Source organism: Cellulomonas sp. Root137 (assembly GCF_001426725.1).
GTDB lineage: Bacteria > Actinomycetota > Actinomycetes > Actinomycetales > Cellulomonadaceae > Cellulomonas.
The window spans coordinates 1,313,510-1,334,463 of sequence record NZ_LMFG01000001.1; the positions used below are offsets into that span (position 1 = coordinate 1,313,510).

General features: G+C 72.1%; 19 protein-coding genes. 7 read left to right on the forward strand and 12 right to left on the reverse strand.

Going from position 1 to position 20,954, the window contains the following annotated elements; translation table 11 throughout:
- The 5 genes from ASD18_RS06320 to ASD18_RS06340 are packed head-to-tail and all read left to right on the forward strand — an operon-like array spanning position 1 to position 4,067.
- Positions 1-900: a squalene/phytoene synthase family protein gene (locus ASD18_RS06320; RefSeq protein ID WP_056091702.1), complete on the forward strand. Its 900-nt coding sequence runs from the start codon at positions 1-3 to the stop codon at positions 898-900.
- On the forward strand, positions 897-2,546 hold the full coding sequence (gene crtI / locus ASD18_RS06325; protein WP_056088192.1) for a phytoene desaturase family protein: 1,650 nt from the start codon (positions 897-899) through the stop codon (positions 2,544-2,546). The genes ASD18_RS06320 and crtI overlap by 4 nt, the downstream gene beginning before the upstream one ends.
- Positions 2,543-2,896, forward strand: a complete 354-nt coding sequence (locus ASD18_RS06330; protein ID WP_056088198.1) for a lycopene cyclase domain-containing protein — start codon at positions 2,543-2,545, stop codon at positions 2,894-2,896. The genes crtI and ASD18_RS06330 overlap by 4 nt, the downstream gene beginning before the upstream one ends.
- Positions 2,893-3,198, forward strand: coding sequence for a lycopene cyclase domain-containing protein (locus ASD18_RS06335; RefSeq protein ID WP_056088201.1), 306 nt, complete (start codon positions 2,893-2,895; stop codon positions 3,196-3,198). The genes ASD18_RS06330 and ASD18_RS06335 overlap by 4 nt, the downstream gene beginning before the upstream one ends.
- Positions 3,195-4,067, forward strand: a complete 873-nt coding sequence (locus ASD18_RS06340) for a prenyltransferase (protein WP_056088203.1) — start codon at positions 3,195-3,197, stop codon at positions 4,065-4,067. Before ASD18_RS06335 ends, ASD18_RS06340 begins: the two co-directional genes overlap by 4 nt.
- On the opposite strand, the gene ASD18_RS06345 is transcribed toward ASD18_RS06340, so the two are convergent.
- Positions 4,048-4,908 carry a hypothetical protein gene (locus tag ASD18_RS06345; RefSeq protein WP_056088206.1) on the reverse strand — a complete coding sequence of 287 codons (861 nt, stop codon included), beginning with the start codon at positions 4,906-4,908 and terminating at the stop codon, positions 4,048-4,050. The genes ASD18_RS06340 and ASD18_RS06345 overlap by 20 nt on opposite strands.
- A gap of 63 nt (positions 4,909-4,971) precedes the next feature.
- On the opposite strand from ASD18_RS06345, the gene ASD18_RS06350 reads away from it, so the two are divergent.
- Positions 4,972-6,048, forward strand: a complete 1,077-nt coding sequence (locus ASD18_RS06350; RefSeq protein WP_056088209.1) for a hypothetical protein — start codon at positions 4,972-4,974, stop codon at positions 6,046-6,048.
- Here ASD18_RS06350 and ASD18_RS06355 read toward each other — a convergent pair.
- The 10 genes from ASD18_RS06355 to ASD18_RS06400 form a co-directional block, all read right to left on the reverse strand.
- Positions 6,038-6,508, reverse strand: coding sequence for a hypothetical protein (locus ASD18_RS06355; protein ID WP_056088212.1), 471 nt, complete (start codon positions 6,506-6,508; stop codon positions 6,038-6,040). The two genes, ASD18_RS06350 and ASD18_RS06355, sit on opposite strands and share 11 nt — an antisense overlap.
- A 52-nt stretch (positions 6,509-6,560) precedes the next feature.
- Positions 6,561-8,258 (reverse strand): ABC transporter ATP-binding protein, encoded by a 1,698-nt coding sequence (locus ASD18_RS06360; RefSeq protein ID WP_056088215.1) that lies wholly within the window; start codon positions 8,256-8,258, stop codon positions 6,561-6,563.
- Positions 8,255-9,364, reverse strand: coding sequence for an ABC transporter permease (locus ASD18_RS06365; RefSeq protein WP_082573587.1), 1,110 nt, complete (start codon positions 9,362-9,364; stop codon positions 8,255-8,257). Before ASD18_RS06365 ends, ASD18_RS06360 begins: the two co-directional genes overlap by 4 nt.
- 1 nt (position 9,365) lies before the next feature.
- Entirely contained in the window at positions 9,366-10,466 is a 1,101-nt protein-coding gene (locus ASD18_RS06370) for an ABC transporter permease (RefSeq protein ID WP_056088220.1), read from the reverse strand.
- A 92-nt stretch (positions 10,467-10,558) separates the two neighbouring features.
- A complete protein-coding gene (locus tag ASD18_RS06375; protein WP_056088223.1) occupies positions 10,559-12,208 on the reverse strand; it encodes an ABC transporter substrate-binding protein in 1,650 nt (549 codons plus the stop codon).
- 218 nt (positions 12,209-12,426) lie between these two features.
- On the reverse strand, positions 12,427-16,803 hold the full coding sequence (locus ASD18_RS21305) for an alpha-L-arabinofuranosidase C-terminal domain-containing protein (RefSeq protein WP_200938484.1): 4,377 nt from the start codon (positions 16,801-16,803) through the stop codon (positions 12,427-12,429).
- Between the two features lie 145 nt (positions 16,804-16,948).
- Positions 16,949-17,896, reverse strand: coding sequence for a DUF808 domain-containing protein (locus ASD18_RS06385; RefSeq protein WP_056088226.1), 948 nt, complete (start codon positions 17,894-17,896; stop codon positions 16,949-16,951).
- Between the two features lie 67 nt (positions 17,897-17,963).
- On the reverse strand, positions 17,964-18,527 hold the full coding sequence (locus tag ASD18_RS06390; RefSeq protein WP_156387906.1) for a YqgE/AlgH family protein: 564 nt from the start codon (positions 18,525-18,527) through the stop codon (positions 17,964-17,966).
- A 7-nt stretch (positions 18,528-18,534) separates the two neighbouring features.
- On the reverse strand, positions 18,535-19,110 hold the full coding sequence (locus ASD18_RS06395; RefSeq protein WP_056088232.1) for a GNAT family N-acetyltransferase: 576 nt from the start codon (positions 19,108-19,110) through the stop codon (positions 18,535-18,537).
- Complete coding sequence (locus ASD18_RS06400) at positions 19,107-19,670, reverse strand: TetR family transcriptional regulator (protein WP_056088235.1); 564 nt, start codon at positions 19,668-19,670, stop codon at positions 19,107-19,109. Before ASD18_RS06400 ends, ASD18_RS06395 begins: the two co-directional genes overlap by 4 nt.
- 85 nt (positions 19,671-19,755) lie before the next feature.
- Between ASD18_RS06400 and ASD18_RS06405 the strand changes: the two genes are divergently transcribed.
- Positions 19,756-20,655, forward strand: coding sequence for an SDR family oxidoreductase (locus ASD18_RS06405; RefSeq protein WP_056088237.1), 900 nt, complete (start codon positions 19,756-19,758; stop codon positions 20,653-20,655).
- Here the strand turns inward: ASD18_RS06405 and ASD18_RS06410 are convergent.
- On the reverse strand, positions 20,652-20,885 hold the full coding sequence (locus ASD18_RS06410; protein ID WP_056088240.1) for a hypothetical protein: 234 nt from the start codon (positions 20,883-20,885) through the stop codon (positions 20,652-20,654). The genes ASD18_RS06405 and ASD18_RS06410 overlap by 4 nt on opposite strands.
- Positions 20,886-20,954 lie beyond the last annotated feature (69 nt).

The following is a 20,954-nucleotide window of genomic DNA, read 5'->3' on the forward strand; positions in this document are numbered from 1 at the left end:
ATGTCGGACGTGCGATCGGCCCGTGACCGGGCGCTCCGGCTGTACGACGCCACGGCCGCGCGCACGAGCGCCGGTGTGCTGGCCGCGTACTCGACGTCGTTCGGGCTGGGCACCCGTCTGCTCGGGCGCCGCGCGCAGCAGGACATCCGCGCGGTGTACGCGCTGGTCCGGCTGGCCGACGAGGTGGTGGACACCTACCGCGGCGACGACGCGGGCGCCGAGCTGGACGAGCTGGAGGAGCAGACCGCGCGTGCCCTGCGCACGGGGTACTCCACCAACCTGATCGTTCACGCGTTCGCGCGGACGGCCCGGCGCGTGGGGATCACCGCCGCGGAGACGCGGCCGTTCTTCGCCTCGATGCGGGCGGACCTCACGGTGCACGAGCACGACCGGGCCAGCTTCGAGGCGTACGTCTACGGGTCGGCCGAGGTGGTCGGCCTGATGTGCGTGCGGGCGTTCCTCAACGAGGACCGGCGTCCCGACGAACCCGTGCGCGAGCCCGACGAGACGCAGGTGGCCGGGGCGCGGGCGCTGGGGGCGGCGTTCCAGAAGATCAACTTCCTGCGCGACCTCGGGGACGACACCGAGGAGCTGGGCCGGACGTACTTCCCCGGCACGACGCCGGGGCAGCTCGACCAGGCACAGCTGGACGCGATCCTGGCGGAGATCTCCGCGGACGTGGCCGTCGCCCGGGCGGCGGTGCCGACCCTGCCGCGACGGGCCCGCTACGCGGTGGGCGCGACGCTGGCCCTGTACCAGCGCCTGGTCGACGAGATCGCGACGCGGCCCCCGGAGTCTCTGCTGACCGGGCGGGTGCGCCTGCCCACCCCGGTCAAGCTGCTCGTCATCGGCGAGTCCGTGCTGGCGGAGGCGCGCTCCGGTCGCGAGGTCGGCGCGTGAGCGGACCCGGGCGGGTCGTCGTCATCGGCGGCGGCATCGCCGGCCTGACCACCGCCGCGCTGCTCGCCCGCGGGGGCGCCCTGGTGACCCTGCTGGAACGCCACGACCGGCTCGGCGGCCGCACCGGCACGGTGTCGATCGACGGGTTCCGGTTCGACACCGGGCCGTCCTGGTACTTCATGCCCGAGGTGTTCGAGCACGCGTTCGCGCTCCTGGGCGAGCGGATCGAGGACCACGTCGACCTCGAGCGGCTGGACCCGGCGTACCGGCTGTTCCCGGAGCCGGTCGACGGCGGACCTGCGGAGCCGTTCGACGTGGTCGGCGACCCGGAGGCCAACTGGGCGACGTTCGAGGCGAGAGAGCCCGGCGCCGGCGAGGCGATCCGGCGGTACACGGAGGCCTCGACGCAGGCGTACCGGACTGCGCTCGACTCGTTCCTCTACACCACGTTCGCGCGCCCGGACCGGCTGCTCACCGCCGAGATCGTCCGGCAGTCCGGCACGCTGGCCGGCCTGCTCACCGGCACCCTCGCGGACAAGGTCGCGTCGACCGTGACCGATCCGGTGCTCCGGCAGGTGCTCGGGTACCACGCGGTGTTCCTCGGCTCGTCGCCGTACCGCGTCCCCGCGCTGTACTCGCTGATGAGCCATCTCGACCTGGTCGACGGCGTACGTTTCCCGCGCGGCGGGATGTACACGGTGATCGAGGCGCTCGAGCGGATCGCCCGCAAGGAGGGCGTCGACATCCGCACCGAGGCCGATGTGGCCTCGATCGAGATCGAGGACGCCCGTCCCTCGCTGGCGCACCCGCGCAGGTCCGGGTCGGCCCGCGGGGTCCGGCTGACGGACGGCTCGGTGATCCCGGCCGACGTCGTCGTGTCCGCCGCGGACCGGCACCACACCGAGACCACCCTGCTGGGCACGTACCGCGACCTGCCGGCGCCCTGGTGGGAGGACCGCGGTCCGGGCATCTCGGCGCTGCTGATCATGGCCGGCGTGCGCGGGGAGCTGCCGGAGCTGGCCCACCACTCGCTGTTCTTCACGCGCGACTGGCCGGGCAACTTCGAGGACATCCTCGGCACCGGCCGCGCCACCCCGGCGGACGGCCTGCGGGTGCCCGAGGCGGCGTCGATGTACGTCTCGCGAACCACCGCGAGCGACCCGACCGCAGCGCCGCCCGGCCACGAGAACCTGTTCGTGCTGGTCCCGTTCCCTGCCGACCCGTCGCTCGGCGCGGGGGACCGCGACGACATCGAGCGGTACGCCGACCGGTTCCTCGACCAGGTGGGCGACTGGGCGGGGATCCCCGGGCTGCGCGACCGCGTGGTGACCCGTCGGGTGGTCGGCCCCGCCGACTTCGCCCGTGACTTCTCCGCCTGGCGCGGGAGTGCCCTCGGCATGGAGCACACCCTGCGGCAGAGCGCGATGTTCCGGCCGGGCGACGTGTCCTCGCGCGTCCCGAACGTGCTGCACGTCGGAGGTGGCACGATCCCGGGTGTGGGACTGCCGATGTGCCTGATCAGCGCCGAGCTGGTGGTCAAGCGGATGCTGGGCGAGACCTCGTCGCACCCGCTGCCCGCTCCGCTGCGTCCGGGCTACCTGGCCGCGGCGCGGCCCCGCGGGGTCTGGAGCGAGTCGGTCGGATGAGGTTCGCGTACCTCGGCGCCCTGCTGCTCTCCCTCGGCGGGCTCGCCCTGCTGGACCGCCGGTTCCGGCTCGCGTTCTGGGCGGACGCCCGGCGCGCGGCGCTGACCGTCGGCATCGGCGTCGTCGGGTTCCTGCTGTGGGACGGCCTCGGGCTGGTGCTCGGCATCTTCGCGCGCGGGGACTCGCCGCACATGACCGGGCTGCTGCTTGCCCCCGAGCTGCCGGTGGAGGAGGCGTTCTTCCTGGCGCTGCTCTGCTACACGGCCCTGCTCGCGTGGCGCTGGTTCGACCAGAGCGCCGCGCAGCGCGAGGCCGGGCGCCGGGTGCTCGACGAGGGTGAGGCGCCATGACGAACATCGTGCTGAACGTCCTCGTGCTCGCGGTGCTCGGTGCCGTCTCCTGGCGGGTGCTGCGCGGGATGCGCGGCATGCCGATCGTCTGGACCGTGCTGCACCTGTGCGTGCTCACCGCCGTCTTCGACACGATCATGATCGACGTCGGCCTCTACGTGTTCGACCCCGACAAGATCCTCGGCCGGTACATCTGGGGCGCTCCCCTGGAGGACTTCGCGTACGCGATCGCCGCGGGCGTCGGCATGCCGGTGCTCTGGGTGGCGCTCGGACGGCGGAAGACCCGGCAGGACCCCGCGTGAGGGAGGTCCTCGCGGCGTCCCGGCCGTTCTCCTGGATCAACACCGCCTACCCGTTCGCCGCGGGCTACCTGCTGGCCACGGGCGGGCGGATCGACGCGACGTTCGTCATCGGCACCCTGTTCTTCCTCGGGCCGTACAACCTGCTGATGTACGGGATCAACGACGTGTTCGACTACGCCTCGGACCTGCGCAACCCCCGCAAGGGCGGGATCGAGGGCGGCCTCGTGGAGCCGGCCCGGGCGCGGGAGGTGCACCGCCGGATCCTGTGGGCGTGCGTCGTCGCGACCCTGCCGTTCGTCGTGTACCTGCTGGTGGTCGGTGACCTGGCCGCCAATCTCACGCTCGCGCTCGTCCTGTTCCTCGTCGTCGCGTACTCCGCGCCGGTGCTCCGGTTCAAGGAGCGGCCGGTCCTGGACTCGCTGACGTCCGCGATGCACTTCGTCGGCCCGCTGCTCTACGCGCTGGTCCTCGTGGACGCGGACCTGGGCGCGCCCACGATCTGGCCGGTGCTCGTCGCGTTCGTCCTGTGGGGCATGGCATCGCACGCGTTCGGGGCGGTGCAGGACGTGCGGGCGGACCGCGAGGGCGGGATCGCGTCGGTGGCCACCGCTCTGGGGGCGCACCCGACGGTCGTCGCCGCGACGGTGCTCTACGTGCTGGCGGCCGCCGTGCTGCTGGTGGTCCCCTGGCCGGGCACGCTCGCTGCGGTGCTGCCCATCCCGTACGCGATCAGCACGGCGCAGTTCTGGTCGGTGCGCGACGAGGACTGCGAACGCGCCAACACCGGCTGGCGGCGGTTCCTCTGGCTCAACCTGGTCACCGGGTTCCTGGTCACCATGCTGCTGATCGTCATCGCCCGGACGGGCTGACCGGCACGACATCGGGTGGCCGGTAGCGCGTGAACAGCACGCGCGCGCCGAGGGCGGTGACCACCCAGAGGACTCCGACGAGGAGCGCCTGCGCCACCGTGACGACGACCCACGGGAGAGCGTCGCCGAGGCTGGGTGCACCGGTCGCGCCGAAGCCCGCATAGCCGTACGCGAGGGCGCCCTGCACCGAGGTCCAGGTGAGGCCCAGGGCGGGGAGGGCGTAGGTCGCGGCGCGAGCGGGCCGGGGCTCCGGCGTGGCTACGACGGCTGCACCGACCACGAGGACGAGCACCAGCGAGCACAGCTGTGCGGCGGCGACCTCGCGGGGGACGGCCAGGCTGCTGATCGCGGCTCCGGTGGTGGTCATGCGAGCGGCGGGGGCGATCCACAGCGGGACGGTGAGCACGGCCGCGACCACGGCCAGCGTGCGGGTCGCCGAGGGGCCCGGCCGGCGGGTCACCGTGAGCAGCCCCACGGTGGCGAGGAGCCACAGCACCCCGACGAGCGCCGGAAGGGCGAGCGGGACGGACAGCCCCGGATCTCCGGAGAGCTCGACCGCAGGTGCGGCAGAGAGGTCCGGCCCGACGCTCGTCCCGGCGACGACGGAGTACACGAACCACGACGTCTGCCGCCACCAGGACCATCCCAGCACGAGAGCGGGGACCGCGAACCATCCGGCGAGGCGTGCCGCACTCGCGTGTCGCACCGACACGAGTACCGCCAGGGCCACGACCGCCGCGACCCCGACGACCTGCGCGCCGGTGCGCTCCGAGCCCAGCGCGACGGGCACGCACAGCGCGACGGCGACCAGCGCACCGGCGACGACGAGCGTGTTCCGCATGGCGTCAGGCTAGGGGCGGACGGGATCGTCGCGGGGCGGTTCCGGGTCGCTACAGTCCGCAGCATGGCGAGCGCGAGCAGTCTCGACTGGACGGTGTTCGTGCTGGTAGTCGGCCTGCGCCTGGTGGTGCCGCTGTTCATCCCGCGGTTCCCGCTGCCGGCCATCCTCGCCGCGCTGGTCATCGACGGCGTCGACAAGTCCATCTTCGCCGCGTTCACGGACTTCCCGCTCGACAACTACCAGTCGTACGACAAGGCGCTCGACATCTACTACCTGACGATCGCCTACCTGTCGGTGCTGCGGAACTGGCGCAACCCGTTCGCGGTCGGGCTGGCGGCGTTCCTCTGGTACTACCGGCTGGTGGGGGTGCTCCTCTTCGAGCTCACCGACGCGCGCTGGCTGCTCATGGTCTTCCCCAACACGTTCGAGTACTTCGTGATCGCCCTCGAGGTGGTCCGCACGCGCTGGGACGCCGCCCGGCTGAGCAGGTCCGCCCTCCTGTGGACGGCCGGGCTCATCTGGGTGGTGATCAAGCTGCCGCAGGAGTGGTGGATCCACGTCGCGCAGCTGGACTTCACGGACGAGTTCGGGGAGCTGGTCACCGAGCACCCGTGGGTGTGGGGCGTCCTGGCGGTCCTGGCGGTGGTGCTGGTCGTCGTCGGCCGACGCGTGGCCCGGGGGCTGCCGCCAGCGGACTGGCCGTTCACGCTGGACGCCGACGTCATCGCCGCACGCGTGGGCTGGGTCCCGAGGGGTCCGGTCGGGGTCGCGCCGACGGGTGTGGGCCATCTCGTCGAGAAGGTCGTGCTGGCGGGCCTGGTCACGATGGTCCTGTTCGAGTCGTACCCGTTGGTGGAGGGGCGGCTCTCGGTGGTCGCGCTCGTGGTCACGGGGACGGTGCTGGTGCACGCGGCGCTGGCGCTGCGTCGGCGGCGGGCGGCGCTCGGGATCGAGGTGGTGGTCAACACGGTCATCAGCGTGGTCGCCATGCTGGTGTTCGCGGCGTTCGCCACCGGGCAGCCCCGCCAGGTGTCCGTGGGCGACGTGCTGCTGTTCGCGTACGTGGTCGCCCTCGTCGTCACTCTGTACGACCGCTACACGGCCCGCCGCGAGGCGTGCGCGCAGCCGCTCAGCGCCTGAACCGCGCGACGAGGCCGAGGACCGCGAGCGCCCACAGGAGGACGACGAGCGCCGCCTGCGCCACGGCCACGGGCAGCCAGGGCGACTCGAACGCGTGGGGCGGGTCCTGACCCAGCGAGCCGACCAGCGCGACCGTGTAGCTGCCTCCGCCCTCCGTCCGCCAGGACACCCAGCTGAGGGTGACCGCCGGCACGACGAACAGCACGGCGAGGCGGCGGACCGCGACCGCGCCGGCCCTCCGGCCCACCACGAGGGTCGCGAGGGCGAGAACCACGACGAGCACGAGCGAGACCAGCCGGACGGTCGCGACGCCCTGCGGCGGTGCCATGGCGACCATGAACACGCCGTCCGCGGTGGTCACGTGGTCCGGAGGAGCCCACAGCGGGACCGTCGCCAGCACCGCCAGCACGCTCAGCACGCGCACGAGGCGCGCGCGGACGGGCCGGTCGGCGGGGGACATCTGGTCACGCTAGGAGGGGACCGGCCCACCCGGAGGTGATCCGGTCCGACGTTCACCCGTGCGCGCGCAGGTTCCTCCACGTCTCGCGGCGGGCGGCCTGCTCGACCGGGTCCGGCACGGGGAGCGAGGCCAGCAGGCGCTGGGTGTACGGGTGCTTCGGCGCTCCGAGCACCTCGTCGCCCGTGCCCTCCTCGACCAGCACGCCACGGTGCAGGACCGCGATGCGGTGGGCCAGCAGGTCGACGACGGCCAGGTCGTGGCTGATGAACAGGCACGCGAAGCCCAGCTCGGCCTGCAGGCGGGCGAACAGGTCGAGCACCCGGGCCTGCACGGACACGTCGAGCGCACTGGTCGGCTCGTCGGCGATGAGCAGCTCCGGACCCAGGATGAGCGCGCGGGCCAGGCTGGCGCGCTGGCGCTGACCACCGGAGAGCTCGTGCGGGAACCGGTCGCCGAAGGCCTTCGGCAGCTGCACGGCCTCCATCAGCTCGTCGACCTTCGGCCGCGCCTCCTGCGGGTTCGGCGCCAGACCGTGCACCACCATCGGCTCGGCGACGCACTGCGCGATCGTCAGCAGCGGGTTGAAGCTCGTCGCCGGGTCCTGGAAGACGAACCCGATGCGCTTGCGGACCGGGCGGAACGTCTTCTCCTTGACGCGGAGCATCTCGACGCCGTGCACCCTCAGGGACCCGTCACTGATCGGGGTGAGGCCGGCGATCGCGCGCCCGATGGTCGTCTTGCCGCTCCCCGACTCCCCGACCAGGCCGAGCACCTCGCCGGGACGGATGACCAGGTCGACGCCGTCGACCGCGGTGAAGTCGGGCTGCCGCAGCCGACCGGGGTACACGATGCGCAGGTCCTTCGCCTCGACCACGGGCGTCGCCGAGTCGTCGACCACCATGGCCTCAAGCTCGTCGCCCACCCGCACGCGGTCGCGCAGCCGACGGCCGCCGACCCGCGGCACCGCGTCGAGCAGGCGTCGGGTGTACGGGTGCTGGGGTGCGGAGAACAGGGTGTGGACGTCCGCCTGCTCGACGATCTCGCCGTTATACATGACGGCGACGCGGTCGGCGAGGTCCGCGACGACGCCCATGTTGTGCGTGATCAGGACGATCGCCGAGCCGAACTCGTGGGGGAGCCGGCGCAGCAGGTCGAGGATCTCCGCCTGCACGGTGACGTCGAGGGCGGTGGTCGGCTCGTCCGCGATGATCAGGCCGGGGTCGAGCACCAGGGCCTGCGCGATGACGATGCGCTGCTTCTGGCCGCCCGAGAACTGGTGCGGGTAGTGGTCGACACGGTGCTCCGGGTCGGGGATGCCGACGAGGCGCAGCACGTCGATGGCCTGCGCGCGGGCGTCCTTGTCCGACAGCTTGCGGTGCGCCCGGAGGCCCTCCGCGATCTGCCAGCCCACGGGGAACACCGGGTTGAGGGCGGTCGACGGCTCCTGGAACACCATCGCGGCGTCCCGCCCCCGCACGTCCCGCAGGTCGTTCCCGCGCAGCGTGACGATGTCGTGGGTGGCCGACCCGTCCTTGCGGGTGAGCAGCACGGCGCCGCTGGTCAGGGCGGTCTCCGGCAGCAGGCCGAGGATCGTGCGGGCGGTCACGGTCTTGCCCGAGCCGGACTCGCCCACGATCGCGAGCACCTCGCCCGAGGCGACCTGCAGCGTGACGCCCTCGACCGCGCGGACGGTGCCCGAGTCGGTGGCGAACGAGACCCGCAGGTCGGTGATGTCGACGACGTTGGTCATGAGCGGAGTCCTTCGTCGTCGTCGAACAGGTCGGACGGTCCCTCGAGCTCGTCGATGCTCTCGACGCCGGGGACGCGGTCGGTGGCGACCCCGCCCGGCACGGCGGTGACCGGGCTCAGGGCCGCGGCCTTCGCCGCGCGGCGGGTGCGCAGGCGCGGGTCCGCGAGGTCGTTGAGCGACTCGCCGACCAGCGTGGCGCCGAGCACGGTGAGCACGATCGCGAGGCCGGGCGGCACCGCGGTCCACCAGATGCCGCTCGTCACGTCGGAGAGCGACCGCGACAGGTCGTAGCCCCAGTCGCCGGCCTTCGTCGGCTCGATGCCGAACCCGAGGAACCCGAGACCGGCGAGCGTGAGGACCGCCTCGGAGCAGTTGAGCGTGAGGATCAGCGGGAGCGTCCGCGTCGAGTTGCGCAGGACGTGGCGGCCCATGATCCGCACGGGGCCCGAGCCGATCACCCGGGCCGACTCGACGAACGCCTCGGCCTTGACCCGGACCACCTCGGCGCGGACCACCCGGAAGTACTGGGGGATCATCACGACGCTGAGCGAGATGGCGGCGGCCATGACGCCACCCCACATCGACGACTGCCCGCCGCTGATGACGATGGCGACGACGATGGCGAGCAGCAGGGACGGGAACGCGAAGAGCGCGTCGGCGATGACCACGAGGACCCGGTCGACCCAGCCGCCGAAGTACCCCGACACGAGGCCGACGACGACGCCGATGAAGATCGAGAGCACGACGGCGGCGACGATCACCAGGAACGCCGGACGGGCGCCCCAGATGGTGCGCGACAGCACGTCGTAGCCGCCGACGGTGGTGCCGAGCCAGTGCTCGGCGGACGGTGGCTGCTGGGCGCCGAAGTTCACGTCGCCGGAGCTCAGCTGCGCGTAGCCGTAGGGCGCCAGCAGCGGCGCGAAGGCGGCGACGAACAGGAAGACCAGGGTCAGCACGATGCCGACGAGCAGCATGGTGCGCTGGAGGCCGACGCTGGTGCGGACCTGGTGCACGACCGGCAGCCGCTTCCAGAGCGAGGTGTGCTCGGGCGTCGGCGGGGTCGCGTGGGCGACGACGAGGCCGGTTTCGGGGATGAGATCGGCCATGTCAGTACCTGATCCTGGGGTCGACGAGGGCGGCGATGACATCGACGACGAAGTTCGTCAGCGCCACCACCACGGCGAGCAGCACGACGATGCCCTGGACGGCCACGAAGTCGCGCGCGAGCAGGTACTGGACCAGCTGGAAGCCGAGGCCCTTCCACTCGAAGGTCTTCTCGGTCAGCACGGCGCCGCTGAGCAGCAACGCCACCTGCAGGCCGATGACGGTGATGATCGGCACCAGCGCTGGGCGCCAGGCGTGCTGGCGCAGCAGCCGGCGCTCGTTGACGCCGCGCGAGCGCGCCGCCTCCACGTAGCCGGTGTTGAGGGTGCCGATGACGTTGGTGCGGACGAGCCGCAGGAAGATGCCGCCGGTCAGCAGGCCGAGCGCGAGGGCCGGCAGGATCGCGTGCTCCAGCACGTCGAGGACGGCCTCCGGGCTGCCGGTGCTGATCGCGTCGATGAGGTAGATGCCCGTGCCCGCGCCGTTGCGCTGGAGCTCGATCTGCGTGTCCGTGGACGCGCGGCCCGCGACCGGGAGCCAGCCGAGCCAGACCGAGAAGACGAGCTTGAGCAGGATGCCGGCGAAGAACACGGGCGTCGCGTAGGCGAGGATCCCGGAGATGCGCAGCGAGGCGTCCACGCCCTTGTCGCGGCGGGCGGCGGCGATGCGGCCCAGCGGGATGCCAACCACGAGCGCGACGAGCATCGCGTAGAACGCCAGCTCGAGAGTCGCGGCGCCGTACGTGAGGACGATCTCCGTGACCGGGCGGTTGTCGGAGATGGAGCTGCCGAAGTCGCCGCGGAACACCCGGCCCAGGTACTCGAGGTACTGCACGAAGATCGGCCGGTCGTAGCCGGCCGCCTCGATGCGCTCGGCCAGCTGGTCCGCGGTGAGGCGGCCACCCAGGGAGGCGGTGATCGGGTCGCCCGTCGCCCGCATGAGGACGAAGACGGTGGTCACCAGGATGAAGATCGTGGGGAAGATCAACAGGAACCGGACCAGCAGGTAGCTGCCGAGCTTGCCGCCCGGTCGCCTGCGCTGAGGCGCCCGCGCGTCCGGCGCCGGCGCGACGCCCGAGGGGGCGTCGGTGGTGAGGGAGGTCATGGGTTCCTTGCCTGTTGCGGTCGGACGAGCCGGACGGCCCCGCCCCCGAGTCTGCTCGGAGGCGGGACCGTCGGCATGCGGTGCTGCTGCGGTCAGCTCGTGGCGAGCGCGCCGTAGCGGAACTTGAAGGACGCGTCGAGCGTGTCCTCGGTGCCGGTCACGTCCGTACCCACGACCGCCACCTGGGCGCCCTGAAGATACGGGACGGTGGACAGGTCCTGCGCGACGGCGTCCTGGATGCCCTCGATGAGCGCGGTGCGGGCGTCGGCGTCTTCCGTCGTCGCCTGCTCCAGGATCATGTCGTTGACCTCCTGGTTGGCGTAGTGGTTGCTCAGGAAGTTCTCCGTGAGGAAGAACGGCGTGAGGTAGTTGTCGGCGTCCGAGTAGTCCGGGAACCAGCCGAGCTGGTACGCGGGGTAGACGTCGGCGGTGCGGTCCTTGGCGTACTGGACCCACTCGGTGGTCTGCAGGTCGACCGTGAAGAGGCCGTCCTTCTCCAGCTGCTCCTTGATCAGGGCGTACTCGTCGGCCGACGACGGGCCGTAGTGGTCGTTCGAGTACTGCAGGCTGAGCGTGACCGGCGTGGTGACGCCGGCGGCCTCGAGCGCGGCCGTGGCGGCGTCGGCGTCGGGGCCGCCGTCCCCGTCGCCGTACAGACCCTTCAGCGACTCGGTGGCACCGGTGAGGCCGTCCGGGACGTAGGAGTACAGAGGCGTGTACGTGCCCTTGTAGACCTGCTCCGACAGCGGCGCCCGGTCGATCAGGTGGGCGACCGCCTGGCGGACCGCGAGGGCCTTGGCCGGGTCGGCCTCGGGCGTCTTGGCGCCGAACGGCTGCGTGTCGAAGTTGAACGTGATGTAGCGGATCTCCCCGCCGGGGCCGTCGACGACCTTGACGTTGTCGTTGGTCGACAGGTCCTCGATGTCCGTCGCCGAGAGGCTCCGGAACGCCACGTCGATGTTGCCCTCCTGGATGTCCAGCTTGAGGTTCGACGAGTCCGCGTAGTACTTGACGTTGACCTCGGCGGTCTTCGCCGCGGGCAGCACGCCCATGTAGTCCGCGTACGCCTCGTACGAGATCAGCTCGTTGAACGAGTAGCTGGTGATCGTGTACTGGCCGGCGAACGCGTTGCCGTCGACGATCTCGTTGTCCGGCGTCAGCGCGTCGGCCGCGAAGACCTCCTCGTCGACGATCGGGCCGGCGGGGCTCGACAGGATCTGCGGGAAGATCTGGTCGTTCTCCGACTTCAGGTGGAAGACCACCGTGGTGTCGTCGACCGCCTCCGTGCTCTCCAGGTTGTAGAGCAGCGAGGACGGGCCGTTCTCGTCGGCGATCGCCACCTGGCGGTCGAACGTGAACTTGACGTCCGAGGCGGTCAGGTCGTGGCCGTTGGCCCACTTCAGGTCCGGCTTGAGCACGACCGTGTACTCGGTCGGGGCCGTGAACTCCGCCGAGATGGCGATGTCCGGCTCGACGTCCGGGCTGCCGTACGGGGTGTTCATGAGGAACGGGAACACCTGGTTCTGCACGGCGAACGAGCCGTTGTCGTACGAGCCCGCGGGGTCGAGCGTGGTGACCTTGTCGGTGGTGCCGATGGTCAGCGCACCCCCGGCGGAGGTGCTCCCGCCGTCGGCTCCGCCGTCGTCGTCGCTGCCCGAGCAGGCGGTGAGCACGAGGGCGGTCGCCGCGAGACCGGCGGTCGCCGCGAGGACGCGGCGGCGTGATGGTGCGAGGGAGGTCATGCGCTACCTCTTCTGTCAGAGCCGCGGGCGCGCAGGGGCGCACCCGCCGGCTGGGTTCTCAGTGGGCTATGGGTAGCACACCGATGTGTCCGGCATAACGAGGGTCTTACCGGTAGGTAACATCCACATCTCGGGATGGTCACGATCGGCTCGGGTGACACGACGACGCGGGGCGCCTGCGCGGTCCCCCGCGCACGCGCCCCGCTCGATCCGCGACGTCACGGAAGGACGATCAGCAGCCTCCGGTCGGACGAGGCCTGGACGGTGGGCGACCCGGCGTACCGGGTGTCGACCACGTACAGCCCGACGGGCAGCCGGGGCAGCCGCAGGGTGGCGGTGGAGGCACGCTGCCCACCGGGCGTCAGAGCCCCGGTGACCTGCGCGACGACCGGTCCGTCGCCGCGCAGCCGCACGCCGCGCACCGTCGTGGTCACGTCACCCGTCGGGGCCGCGCCCGTGGCGGCCCGGACCGAGGCGGTCACGACGGCCTGCGACGAGCGACGGACCGGTCGGGGCTCGATCGAGACCGAGGTGGTCGACCGGACGGCGTTCGCGACGGGCACCTGCGTGCTGGTCGTCGCGCCGACGTTCCCGACGCGGTCGACCGCCCGGTGCTCGACGACCGTGGCCTCGGCGCCGACCTGCACGGGGCCGGCGTAAGTCGTCCAGGCACCGGTGCCGATCCGGTACTCGACCCGGTCCACCCCGGCGCCTTCGTCGGCGCCCGTGAGCGTGACCCGCCGCTGGGCGTCCACGCTCGCCGACGACGTCGGGGCGATCGCGTCGAGCGCGAACGTCACCGACCGGACCGTGGAGACGTTGCCGGCCGCATCGGTCGCACGGACGGCGACCGTGTGCTCGCCGTGGCCGTCGACCTGCACGGAACTGGTCTGCGTCCACGGTCCGGCGTCGACCGACATCTCGAGCGAGACGCCCGCACGGTCGTCGGACGCGGTGGCGACGACCGTCGCCGGGGCCGCGCGCCAGTCGCCCACGGGATCGGGGGTGACGAGGAGCGAGTCGACCGTCGGCGCGGTCGTGTCCGCCGGCACCGTGTGCAGGGTCAGGAACGTGACCGAGTACGGCGGCAGGTCGTACGTGAACGACGACGAGAGCCCGTCGAGCTCGCGCGTGACCGGTTCGACCGTGCCGGGTGCGGTCTTGGTGTTGGTCGCGCCCGGCGGCGCGACGATCTCCGTGACCGAGCCGGTCGGGGCGATCTCCGCGTCGGAGACCTCGACCTGCGTGCGCTGGGTGACCGCCGAGACGTTGACGACCTTGGCGACGATGTCGCCGCTGTCCTCGTCGCGGGTGACCACCTGGAAGACGTCCGCCGCGGGGGCGGGGTCGTCGTAGGACATCTGCAGCACCCCGTCGAGGTACAGCTCGATGTGCCGGCCGGAGACCACGACCTTGACCCGGTACGTCTGGTCGGTCGCGATGCTGTGGCCCTCGACCGCCTTCACCTCGCCGGCGCCACCGCCGTCGGCCTTCTGCAGCGCCTGGCGGGTGTTGTTCCAGCCGCCCAGGTTCCACCAGAAGTAGTCGCTCGGCCCGCCCGCGGCGAACCCGACGAGGAAGCCCTCGGCCCCCGCGGTCTTGCGGGCGTCGAGCTCGAGCGTGTAGTCGCTCCAGTCCTGCTCGTAGGCGCCGGTGGGGATGCTGCGGGCGTCGGTCGTCGTCGTGCTCGCCTGCACGTACTCGCCGCCCACCACCGACCACGAGCCGGTCTGCGGGGTCCACGCGGAGGCGTCGGCGAACGTGTCCTCGAACAGCACGGCGCCGCCGTCGTTCTCGGAGACGCGCACGTTGTCGTAGGCCGCCGATGTGTTCCAGGTGGACAAGAACACTCCGCCGTCCAGCGGCTGCGGATCGACCGACGGGGTGGTCAGCGTGCTGGGCACCACCTGGTCGCCCACGTTGTTCGAGAACAGGTGCTGGACCCAGTAGTTGGCGCTGGCCCAGGACTCGTCGTTGTCGAACCAGATGGCGTCCGGCGACCACTGCACGTACGACTCGTTGGCCAGCAGCGGCGCGTAGGACGCGAGCTCCACCAGGTCGCCGTTGCGCTCCAGACCCGTCATGTACGCGGCCTCGGACAGGCCGTTCCACCAGGTGTTCCCGCGCGAGGCGTACTCGCCGAGGAACACGTGCGGACCCTCGCGGTCGTAGGAGTCGTAGCGCTCCGTGTTGGTCAGGAACCAGCTCGGGTCGTTGTAGTAGTGCTCGTCGACCAGGTCCACGTCCTGCTCACGGGCGAAGTCCCACAGGGTGTCGAACCGGGCGCCGGTGTCGTCCGGACCCGAGTTGGAGATGATCTTGACGTCCGGGTAGGCGGCCGCGATCGCGTCCCGGAACGCCGGGAAGTTGGCCTCGAACGTGGTGGTGTTCTCCTCGTTGCCGAGCCCGATGTACGGCAGCTCGAACGGCTCGGGGTGACCGAGAGCGGCACGCTGGGCGCCCCAGGTGGTCGACACGTCGCCTGTCGCGAACTCGATGAGGTCGAGCGTGTCCTGCACCCAGCGGGCGATCTGCGTCGGGTCGGTCATCTCGGGGATCGTGCTCCCGCAGCCGTTGGCGCCGACCGACAGCACGGGCAGAGGGATGGCCCCGAGGTCCTCGGCCAGCTCCATGTACTCCAGGTAGCCGATGCCGTAGGACTGGTTGTAGCCCCAGAAGTTCCAGTTCGTGGCCCGCTCCTCGACGGGCCCGATCGTCTCCTTCCACTGGTACGTGCGGCGCCGGTCGGTGTACCCGGACTCCTCGTAGGTGCGGAACGTGCCGACGTTGGTGACGCAGCCGCCGGGGAAGCGCAGGAAGGAGGGGTCGAGCGCGGCGATCTTCTCCGCGAGGTCCTTGCGCAGCACGGACGTGCCGTTCACCGGTCCGACCCAGGTGTCCTGCGGGAAGAGCGACACCTGGTCGAGGTGGAGCGTCGAGGCCGTGCCGGCGAGGACGACGAACCGTCCCGCGTCGGTGGTGGCGCTCGCGGTGAGCGTGACCTCGTACTTCCTCCACGTGTCGGAGCCGTCCACGTCGACGGTCCCGGCCGCGATCGTCTGCGTGCCGTCCTCGACCGCCAGGGTCAGCGTCTGCGGGGTGGTGGTGCGCACCCAGACGCTCGCGTCGTAGGACTCTCCGTCGCGCACGGCGACGCCCGCGTTGTAGCTCGCGTTGCGGATGCCGTCGCCCGCCGCGGCAGCGACCAGCACGGCCCGGTTGCGGTTGGTCGCGTTGAGCCGGCCGTCGTCGTCGACCACCGAGACCGTGGTCCCGGCGCCGCTGCGGTCGAGCACGTCCCAGGCGGTCAGGCCGGTGAAGCTCGCGTTGTCCGACGCGTTGAACTCGAACGACCGGTTGCGCACCAGCTCGGCGTACAGGCCGCCGTCGGCCGCGTAGTTGATGTCCTCGTAGAAGATCCCGTACAGCCGGTCGGAGATCTCGGCGTCGGTCCCGTCGCCGTCGATCGCGATCGTCGTGCCCTCGGCGACCGCGAACGGCTCGAGGACGAACCCGGCGGCGTCGTCGACGCTGCCCAGGACGAGGGCGCCGTCGACGATCCCCACGGCCTGGGATCGGTCCGCGGTCGTGAGGTGCAGCCTGCCGCCGCCCGCCTCGGTGAGCAGCAGCGTGGTCGGGGCGTCGCCCAGGGCCAGACGCCCGTCGGCGAGCACGGTGACGGCCCGGTCCCCGGCCGCGAGGGTCACACCGCCGGAGACCGCGGTGGCGTCAAGCACCAGGGTGTCGCCGGGGCGCTGCTGGACCACGACGATCGCGTCGTCGGCGCCGGTGGTCAGGTGGGGCGCGGTCCCGGGTGCCCGCAGCGTGAACGGTCCGTCGGGCACCACGTCCTCGCCGGGGGAGGCCACCAGGGTGACGTCGTCGAACACCGCGGGGAAGGTGGTGCCGTCCTGCGCGCCGAGGGCGTACAGGCCCACGTGCTCGATCGGGAACGTGACGTCGACGGAGCTCACGTCGACCCACGCGGTCGTCGGCTCGTCCCAGCGCGCGGTGGTCACGGTGTCGCCCGTGCGGGTCAGCCGGAGGGTCTCGCCCGTCGATCCGGGGCGGTCCTCGAAGTGGTCGGCGGCGAAGATGGCCGCGGTCTCGATGTCGTTCTCGATCGCGATCCCCGACGGCGTGATCCCGCCGACGAACGTCAGGCCGGAGCGTACGTAGTTGTCCAGGTCCTGGTACGCGATGAGCCCGGCGCCCTGGAACGTCGTGGTGACGGGCGCCTGCACGTCCACGGAGATCGAGAAGTCGCCGTCCGGGATGTCGATCGTCATCACGTTGCGGGCGGAGTTGTTGCCCTGCCAGGTGTCGCCGGGCAGCGCGGTCACCGTCAGAGCGCCGGGGTTCGCGGTCAGCGACCGCGCCGTCGGCTCGTCGTTCACGGCGGTCCAGCGCGCGTTGAGCGTCGCCGAGTCGAAGGTGTCGGTCCACGCGCCGTCGGGGACGGGTGGCGCGGCGCTCGCGGGTGCCACGACGGTGGCGCCCAGCGGCACGACGAGGGCGACGGCGAGGGCGGCTCGTAGCCCCAGACGGCGGTGCGGACGGGTGTTGCTGCTCGGTCGCGACAGTGCGACGGGCATGGCTGCCTCCCTGCGCGCACATCGTCGTGCGCCTCGCCCGGGACTCCGTCGCGCCCGATGTGAGCGCTAACATCCCGGTGAATGCGACGACCATAGGGCGATCGGGAGGATTGCGGCAAGACCCTCTACAACGATTACCAACCGGTCAGTGCGCGGGCTCGGCCTTCCGGCGCTTCGGGATCACGTGCATGATCGCGACGACGACGGCGCCGACCACCAGACCGACCAGCGCGGAGCCCAGGGTGTCGATCAGCCACGCGAGCAGCCCGCCGACGCCCGGGATGCCGTGCACGGCCTCCTCGAGGTGGTGCAGGAGGTCGATGGGGGCGTGCCAGCCCAGGTCGTCCACGCCCGCGAGGAGGATGTGCCCACCGACCCAGAGCATCGCCACGATGCCGACGGTGGACAGGACGGAGAGCACCTTCGGCATCGCCCGGACGAGCCCGCGCCCGACCGCGGCCGCCGCGCCGTTGCGCCGTTGCGCGAGGTGCAGCCCGATGTCGTCCATCTTCACGATGAGCGCGACCACGCCGTAGACCAGCGCGGTGATCGCGAGCGCGACGACGGCCAGGATGATCGCGCGGGAGACGAACGGCTCGTCGGCCACCTCGTTGAGGGCGATCACCATGATCTCGGCCGACAGGATGAAGTCCGTGCGGATCGCGCCGCTGACCATCGACTTCTCGGTGCCCTCGCCCTGGGCCGCCACCGGCGTGGTCGTGTGCTCCTTGGCGTGCCCGCTGACCAGCTCCCAGATCTTCTCCGCACCCTCGTAGGCGAGGTACGTGCCGCCGACCATGAGGATCGGGGTGAGCAGCCACGGCAGGAACTGGCTGAGCAGCAGGGCGGCCGGGAGGATGAACAGCAGCTTGTTGCGCAGGGATCCGACGGCGATCCGGCGCACGATGGGGAGCTCGCGGTCCGGCGTGAACCCGTGCACGTAGCGGGGCGTCACGGCGGTGTCGTCGATGACGACGCCCGCAGCCTTGGCGCTCGCCCGGCCGGCCGCCGCGCCGACGTCGTCGACCGAGGCCGCGGCGAGCTTCGCCAGGGCGGCGATGTCGTCGAGAAGAGCCGCCAGACCGCCTGCCATCAGTTCTCCCTCGTCGTCGTGCGCTCGGGCGATCCTGGCACAGGCGGCCCGGATCGGCCGTCCGGTCTCAGTTGAGGCTGGCGTCCTCGGCGAAGGTCGAGACGATCGCCAGGTCACCGCCCTGGCGTCGCAGCACGCGCCGCCACAGCGCGGTCGGTTGCGGGGTGAGCAGGTCGTCGGGGACCGCGTCGACCACGAACCAGGAGCGCTCGGCCAGCTCCGCCTCGAGCTGGCCGTCGCCCCACCCGGCGTACCCCGCGAACACGCGGACCCCGCCGACGTGCGGGGCCACCGACTCCGGGGCGGCATCCAGGTCGACCAGGCCGAAGAGTCCCGTCATGCGGTCGACCTCGGAGGACGGGTCCGAGCCGTACGGGATGGTGACGACCCCCATGGCGGTGTCCAGTCCGACGGGGCCTCCGTGGAACAGCCTCGGCGGGTCGCTCACGTGGGCGTGCCACTCGGGCAGCACCGCGGCGACGTCCAGCGTCGACGGGCGGTTGAGCACGACGCCCACCGCACCGGCCTCGCCGTGGTCGAGCAGCAGGATCACGGTCCGGTGGAAGGTCGGTTCGCGCAGGCTCGGGGTGGCGACGAGCAGCCGGCCGCGCAGCGCCGTGTCGTCTGGCATCAGCCCATCATCCCCGGTCACGGAGCTCCCGGCGCATGATCACACGGGGTCGGCCGCCGCTGTGCCCGGTCGTCTCGGCCGCCTGCGTGAACCCCGCGGCCTCGAACAGCCGGCGGGTGCCCACATACCCCGAGATGAGGTCCACGCGGTCGCCGCCGTCGATCGCGATCGGGTAGCCCTCGACGACCTCCGCGCCGGAGGCCCGGGCGTGCGCGACCGCCCCCTCGAGCAGCTCGTGCATGAGCCCGCGGCGCCGGAACGCCGGCCGGACCACGAAGCACACGATGCTCCACGCGTCGCGGTCGTCGACGAACGGGATGGTCCGCGAGCGCATGAGTCGTCGGTAGGTGCTCCGTGGCGCGACCGAGCACCACCCCGCGGCCTCGCCGTCCACATAGGCGAGCACGCCGGGTCCGGGTTCCTGCGCGCACTCGTCGCGCATGTACTGCGCGCGCTCCTCGTTGGGCACCCGGCTGTCCCGGTACGCCATGCACCAGCACCCTGCGCCGCCCGGCTTCTTGACGCCGACCACCTCGAAGAAGTCGTCGTAGCGCCCGAGCGCGGGGAGCACCTCGACGGTCATGGCGCGGTCACGGCCCGGAGGTCGGCGAGCGCCCCCTCGATGGTCGCGGCGAGGCCGTCCGGCGAGGCGTCGGCGACCCAGAGCTCGAACCCGGTGGTGAACGCCGCCACGCCCACCTGCGCCGCCAGCCCGGCGGCGGGGTCCGCGACGCCACGGGCGCGCAGGGCCTCGGCCGCCGCCGCGGCCATGGTCGCGAGCTTCAGCAGCTCCCGCTCCTGGAGCGCCGGGGTGGCGGCGATGACCGCGGCCCGGCGCCGGGCGAAGTCCCGCCGCTCCTCGAGCAGCGCCCCTGCGCCGGCGAACGCCCGGCCGACGACCTCGATCGGCGGCAGCCCGGCCGGTGCGGACGCGATGGCGTCGACCAGGTGAGTCTGCAGCGCGGCGGAGCCGTCGAACAGGACCTCGCGCTTGTCCGCGAAGTGCCGGAAGAAGGTGCGCTCGGTGACGCCGGCGCGCTCGGCGATGTCCTCGGCGGTCGTCTGCTCGAAGCCGCGCTCGGTGTACAGCTCCAGAGCGACGCGTGCCAAGCGACCGCGTGCGTCCGGCTCCCATCGACCCATGACGACAAGTCTAGTGATGACAGCGACTGACATGAGGCGTACTGTCGTGATGACAGTTGCTGACATCAGTTCGAGGGAGCTCCCCATGCACGTGTTCGTCACCGGTGCGTCCGGCTGGATCGGCTCCGCGGTCACCGCGGAGCTCCTCGCGGCGGGGCACCAGGTCACCGGTCTCGCCCGCTCGGAGGAGTCGGCGGCCGCGGTCTCGGCCGCCGGCGCGTCCGTGCACCGGGGGAGCCTCGACGACCTCGACAGCCTCCGCGCAGGCGCCCGGGCAGCCGACGCCGTGATCCACCTCGGCTTCAAGCACGACTTCTCCGACATGCCCGGCGCGTGGCGCACCGAGCGCGCGGTCGTCGAGACGTTCCTCAGCACCTTGGAGGGGTCGGACCGCCCGTTCCTGCTGGCGTCCGGCGTCGCGGGCCTCACGCCCGGCCGGGCGGTGACCGAGCGCGACCCCAACCCGAGCCACGGGCCGGACAGCATGCGCGGCGGCGCCGAGAACCTCGCGCTCGAGCACGCCGACCGCGGGGTCCGGTCGGTCAGCGTGCGCTTCGCGCCCACCGTGCACGGTCAGGGTGACCACGGGTTCGTCGCCACCCTGGCCGGAGTCGCCCGCAGCACCGGCGTGTCCGGCTACGTCGGGGACGGGTCCGCCCGCTGGCCGGCGGTGCACCGGCTCGACGCCGCGCACGTGGTGCGGCTCGCGCTGGAGGGTGCACCCGCCGGCAGCGTGGTGCACGCGGTCGCCGAGGAGGGCGTCCCGACGCGGGAGATCGCCGAGGCGCTCGGCCGAGGTCTCGGCCTACCGACCCAGTCGATCGCGGCGCGCGACGTCGACGGCCACTTCGGCTGGATCGGCCGGTTCTTCGCGCTCGACATCCCGGCGTCCAGCGGCCTCACCCGTGAGCTGCTGGGCTGGGCACCGACGCGCCCCACGCTGCTCGCCGACCTCGACGCGGGGTTCTACACCGACCCCGTCTAGCGCTCCGAGAGCTGCTCGTCGATGCGGTGGCGCTCGTCGTGGATCGTCGCGCCGGCCGCGACCAGCTTGAGCTCGTGCGCCCGGAAGTGGTGGCCGCAGAAGAGCAGGTCCATGCCGTCGGCCGTCGGCAGGGTCGCCTTGACGTAGGCCTGGGCCCCGCACCGGTCGCACCGGTCCTGCCGGGTGAGCTCGGCGGCGGTGACGGTGTGGTCGATCGTGGTGGTGCTCATGTCCAGGTACCTCGTCTCGGTGCAGGGGGCGGAGCGCGGGCTCCGCGGGTGCTGCTCATCCGAACGGTC

Bases quoted from the DNA above. Each gene is read 5' to 3' on its own strand.
- ASD18_RS06350 (WP_056088209.1), top strand. From the start codon at position 4,972: ATGGCGAGCGCGAGCAGTCTCGACTGGACGGTGTTCGTGCTGGTAGTC.
- ASD18_RS06320 (WP_056091702.1), top strand. From the start codon at position 1: ATGTCGGACGTGCGATCGGCCCGTGACCGGGCGCTCCGGCTGTACGAC.
- ASD18_RS06355 (WP_056088212.1), bottom strand. From the start codon at position 6,508: ATGTCCCCCGCCGACCGGCCCGTCCGCGCGCGCCTCGTGCGCGTGCTG.
- ASD18_RS06390 (WP_156387906.1), bottom strand. From the start codon at position 18,527: ATGCCAGACGACACGGCGCTGCGCGGCCGGCTGCTCGTCGCCACCCCG.
- ASD18_RS06370 (WP_056088220.1), bottom strand. From the start codon at position 10,466: ATGACCTCCCTCACCACCGACGCCCCCTCGGGCGTCGCGCCGGCGCCG.
- ASD18_RS06410 (WP_056088240.1), bottom strand. From the start codon at position 20,885: ATGAGCACCACCACGATCGACCACACCGTCACCGCCGCCGAGCTCACC.
- ASD18_RS21305 (WP_200938484.1), bottom strand. From the start codon at position 16,803: ATGCCCGTCGCACTGTCGCGACCGAGCAGCAACACCCGTCCGCACCGC.
- ASD18_RS06395 (WP_056088232.1), bottom strand. From the start codon at position 19,110: ATGACCGTCGAGGTGCTCCCCGCGCTCGGGCGCTACGACGACTTCTTC.
- ASD18_RS06375 (WP_056088223.1), bottom strand. From the start codon at position 12,208: ATGACCTCCCTCGCACCATCACGCCGCCGCGTCCTCGCGGCGACCGCC.
- ASD18_RS06360 (WP_056088215.1), bottom strand. From the start codon at position 8,258: ATGACCAACGTCGTCGACATCACCGACCTGCGGGTCTCGTTCGCCACC.
- ASD18_RS06400 (WP_056088235.1), bottom strand. From the start codon at position 19,670: ATGGGTCGATGGGAGCCGGACGCACGCGGTCGCTTGGCACGCGTCGCT.
- ASD18_RS06365 (WP_082573587.1), bottom strand. From the start codon at position 9,364: ATGGCCGATCTCATCCCCGAAACCGGCCTCGTCGTCGCCCACGCGACC.
- ASD18_RS06385 (WP_056088226.1), bottom strand. From the start codon at position 17,896: ATGGCAGGCGGTCTGGCGGCTCTTCTCGACGACATCGCCGCCCTGGCG.
- ASD18_RS06330 (WP_056088198.1), top strand. From the start codon at position 2,543: ATGAGGTTCGCGTACCTCGGCGCCCTGCTGCTCTCCCTCGGCGGGCTC.
- ASD18_RS06345 (WP_056088206.1), bottom strand. From the start codon at position 4,908: ATGCGGAACACGCTCGTCGTCGCCGGTGCGCTGGTCGCCGTCGCGCTG.
- ASD18_RS06335 (WP_056088201.1), top strand. From the start codon at position 2,893: ATGACGAACATCGTGCTGAACGTCCTCGTGCTCGCGGTGCTCGGTGCC.
- ASD18_RS06405 (WP_056088237.1), top strand. From the start codon at position 19,756: ATGCACGTGTTCGTCACCGGTGCGTCCGGCTGGATCGGCTCCGCGGTC.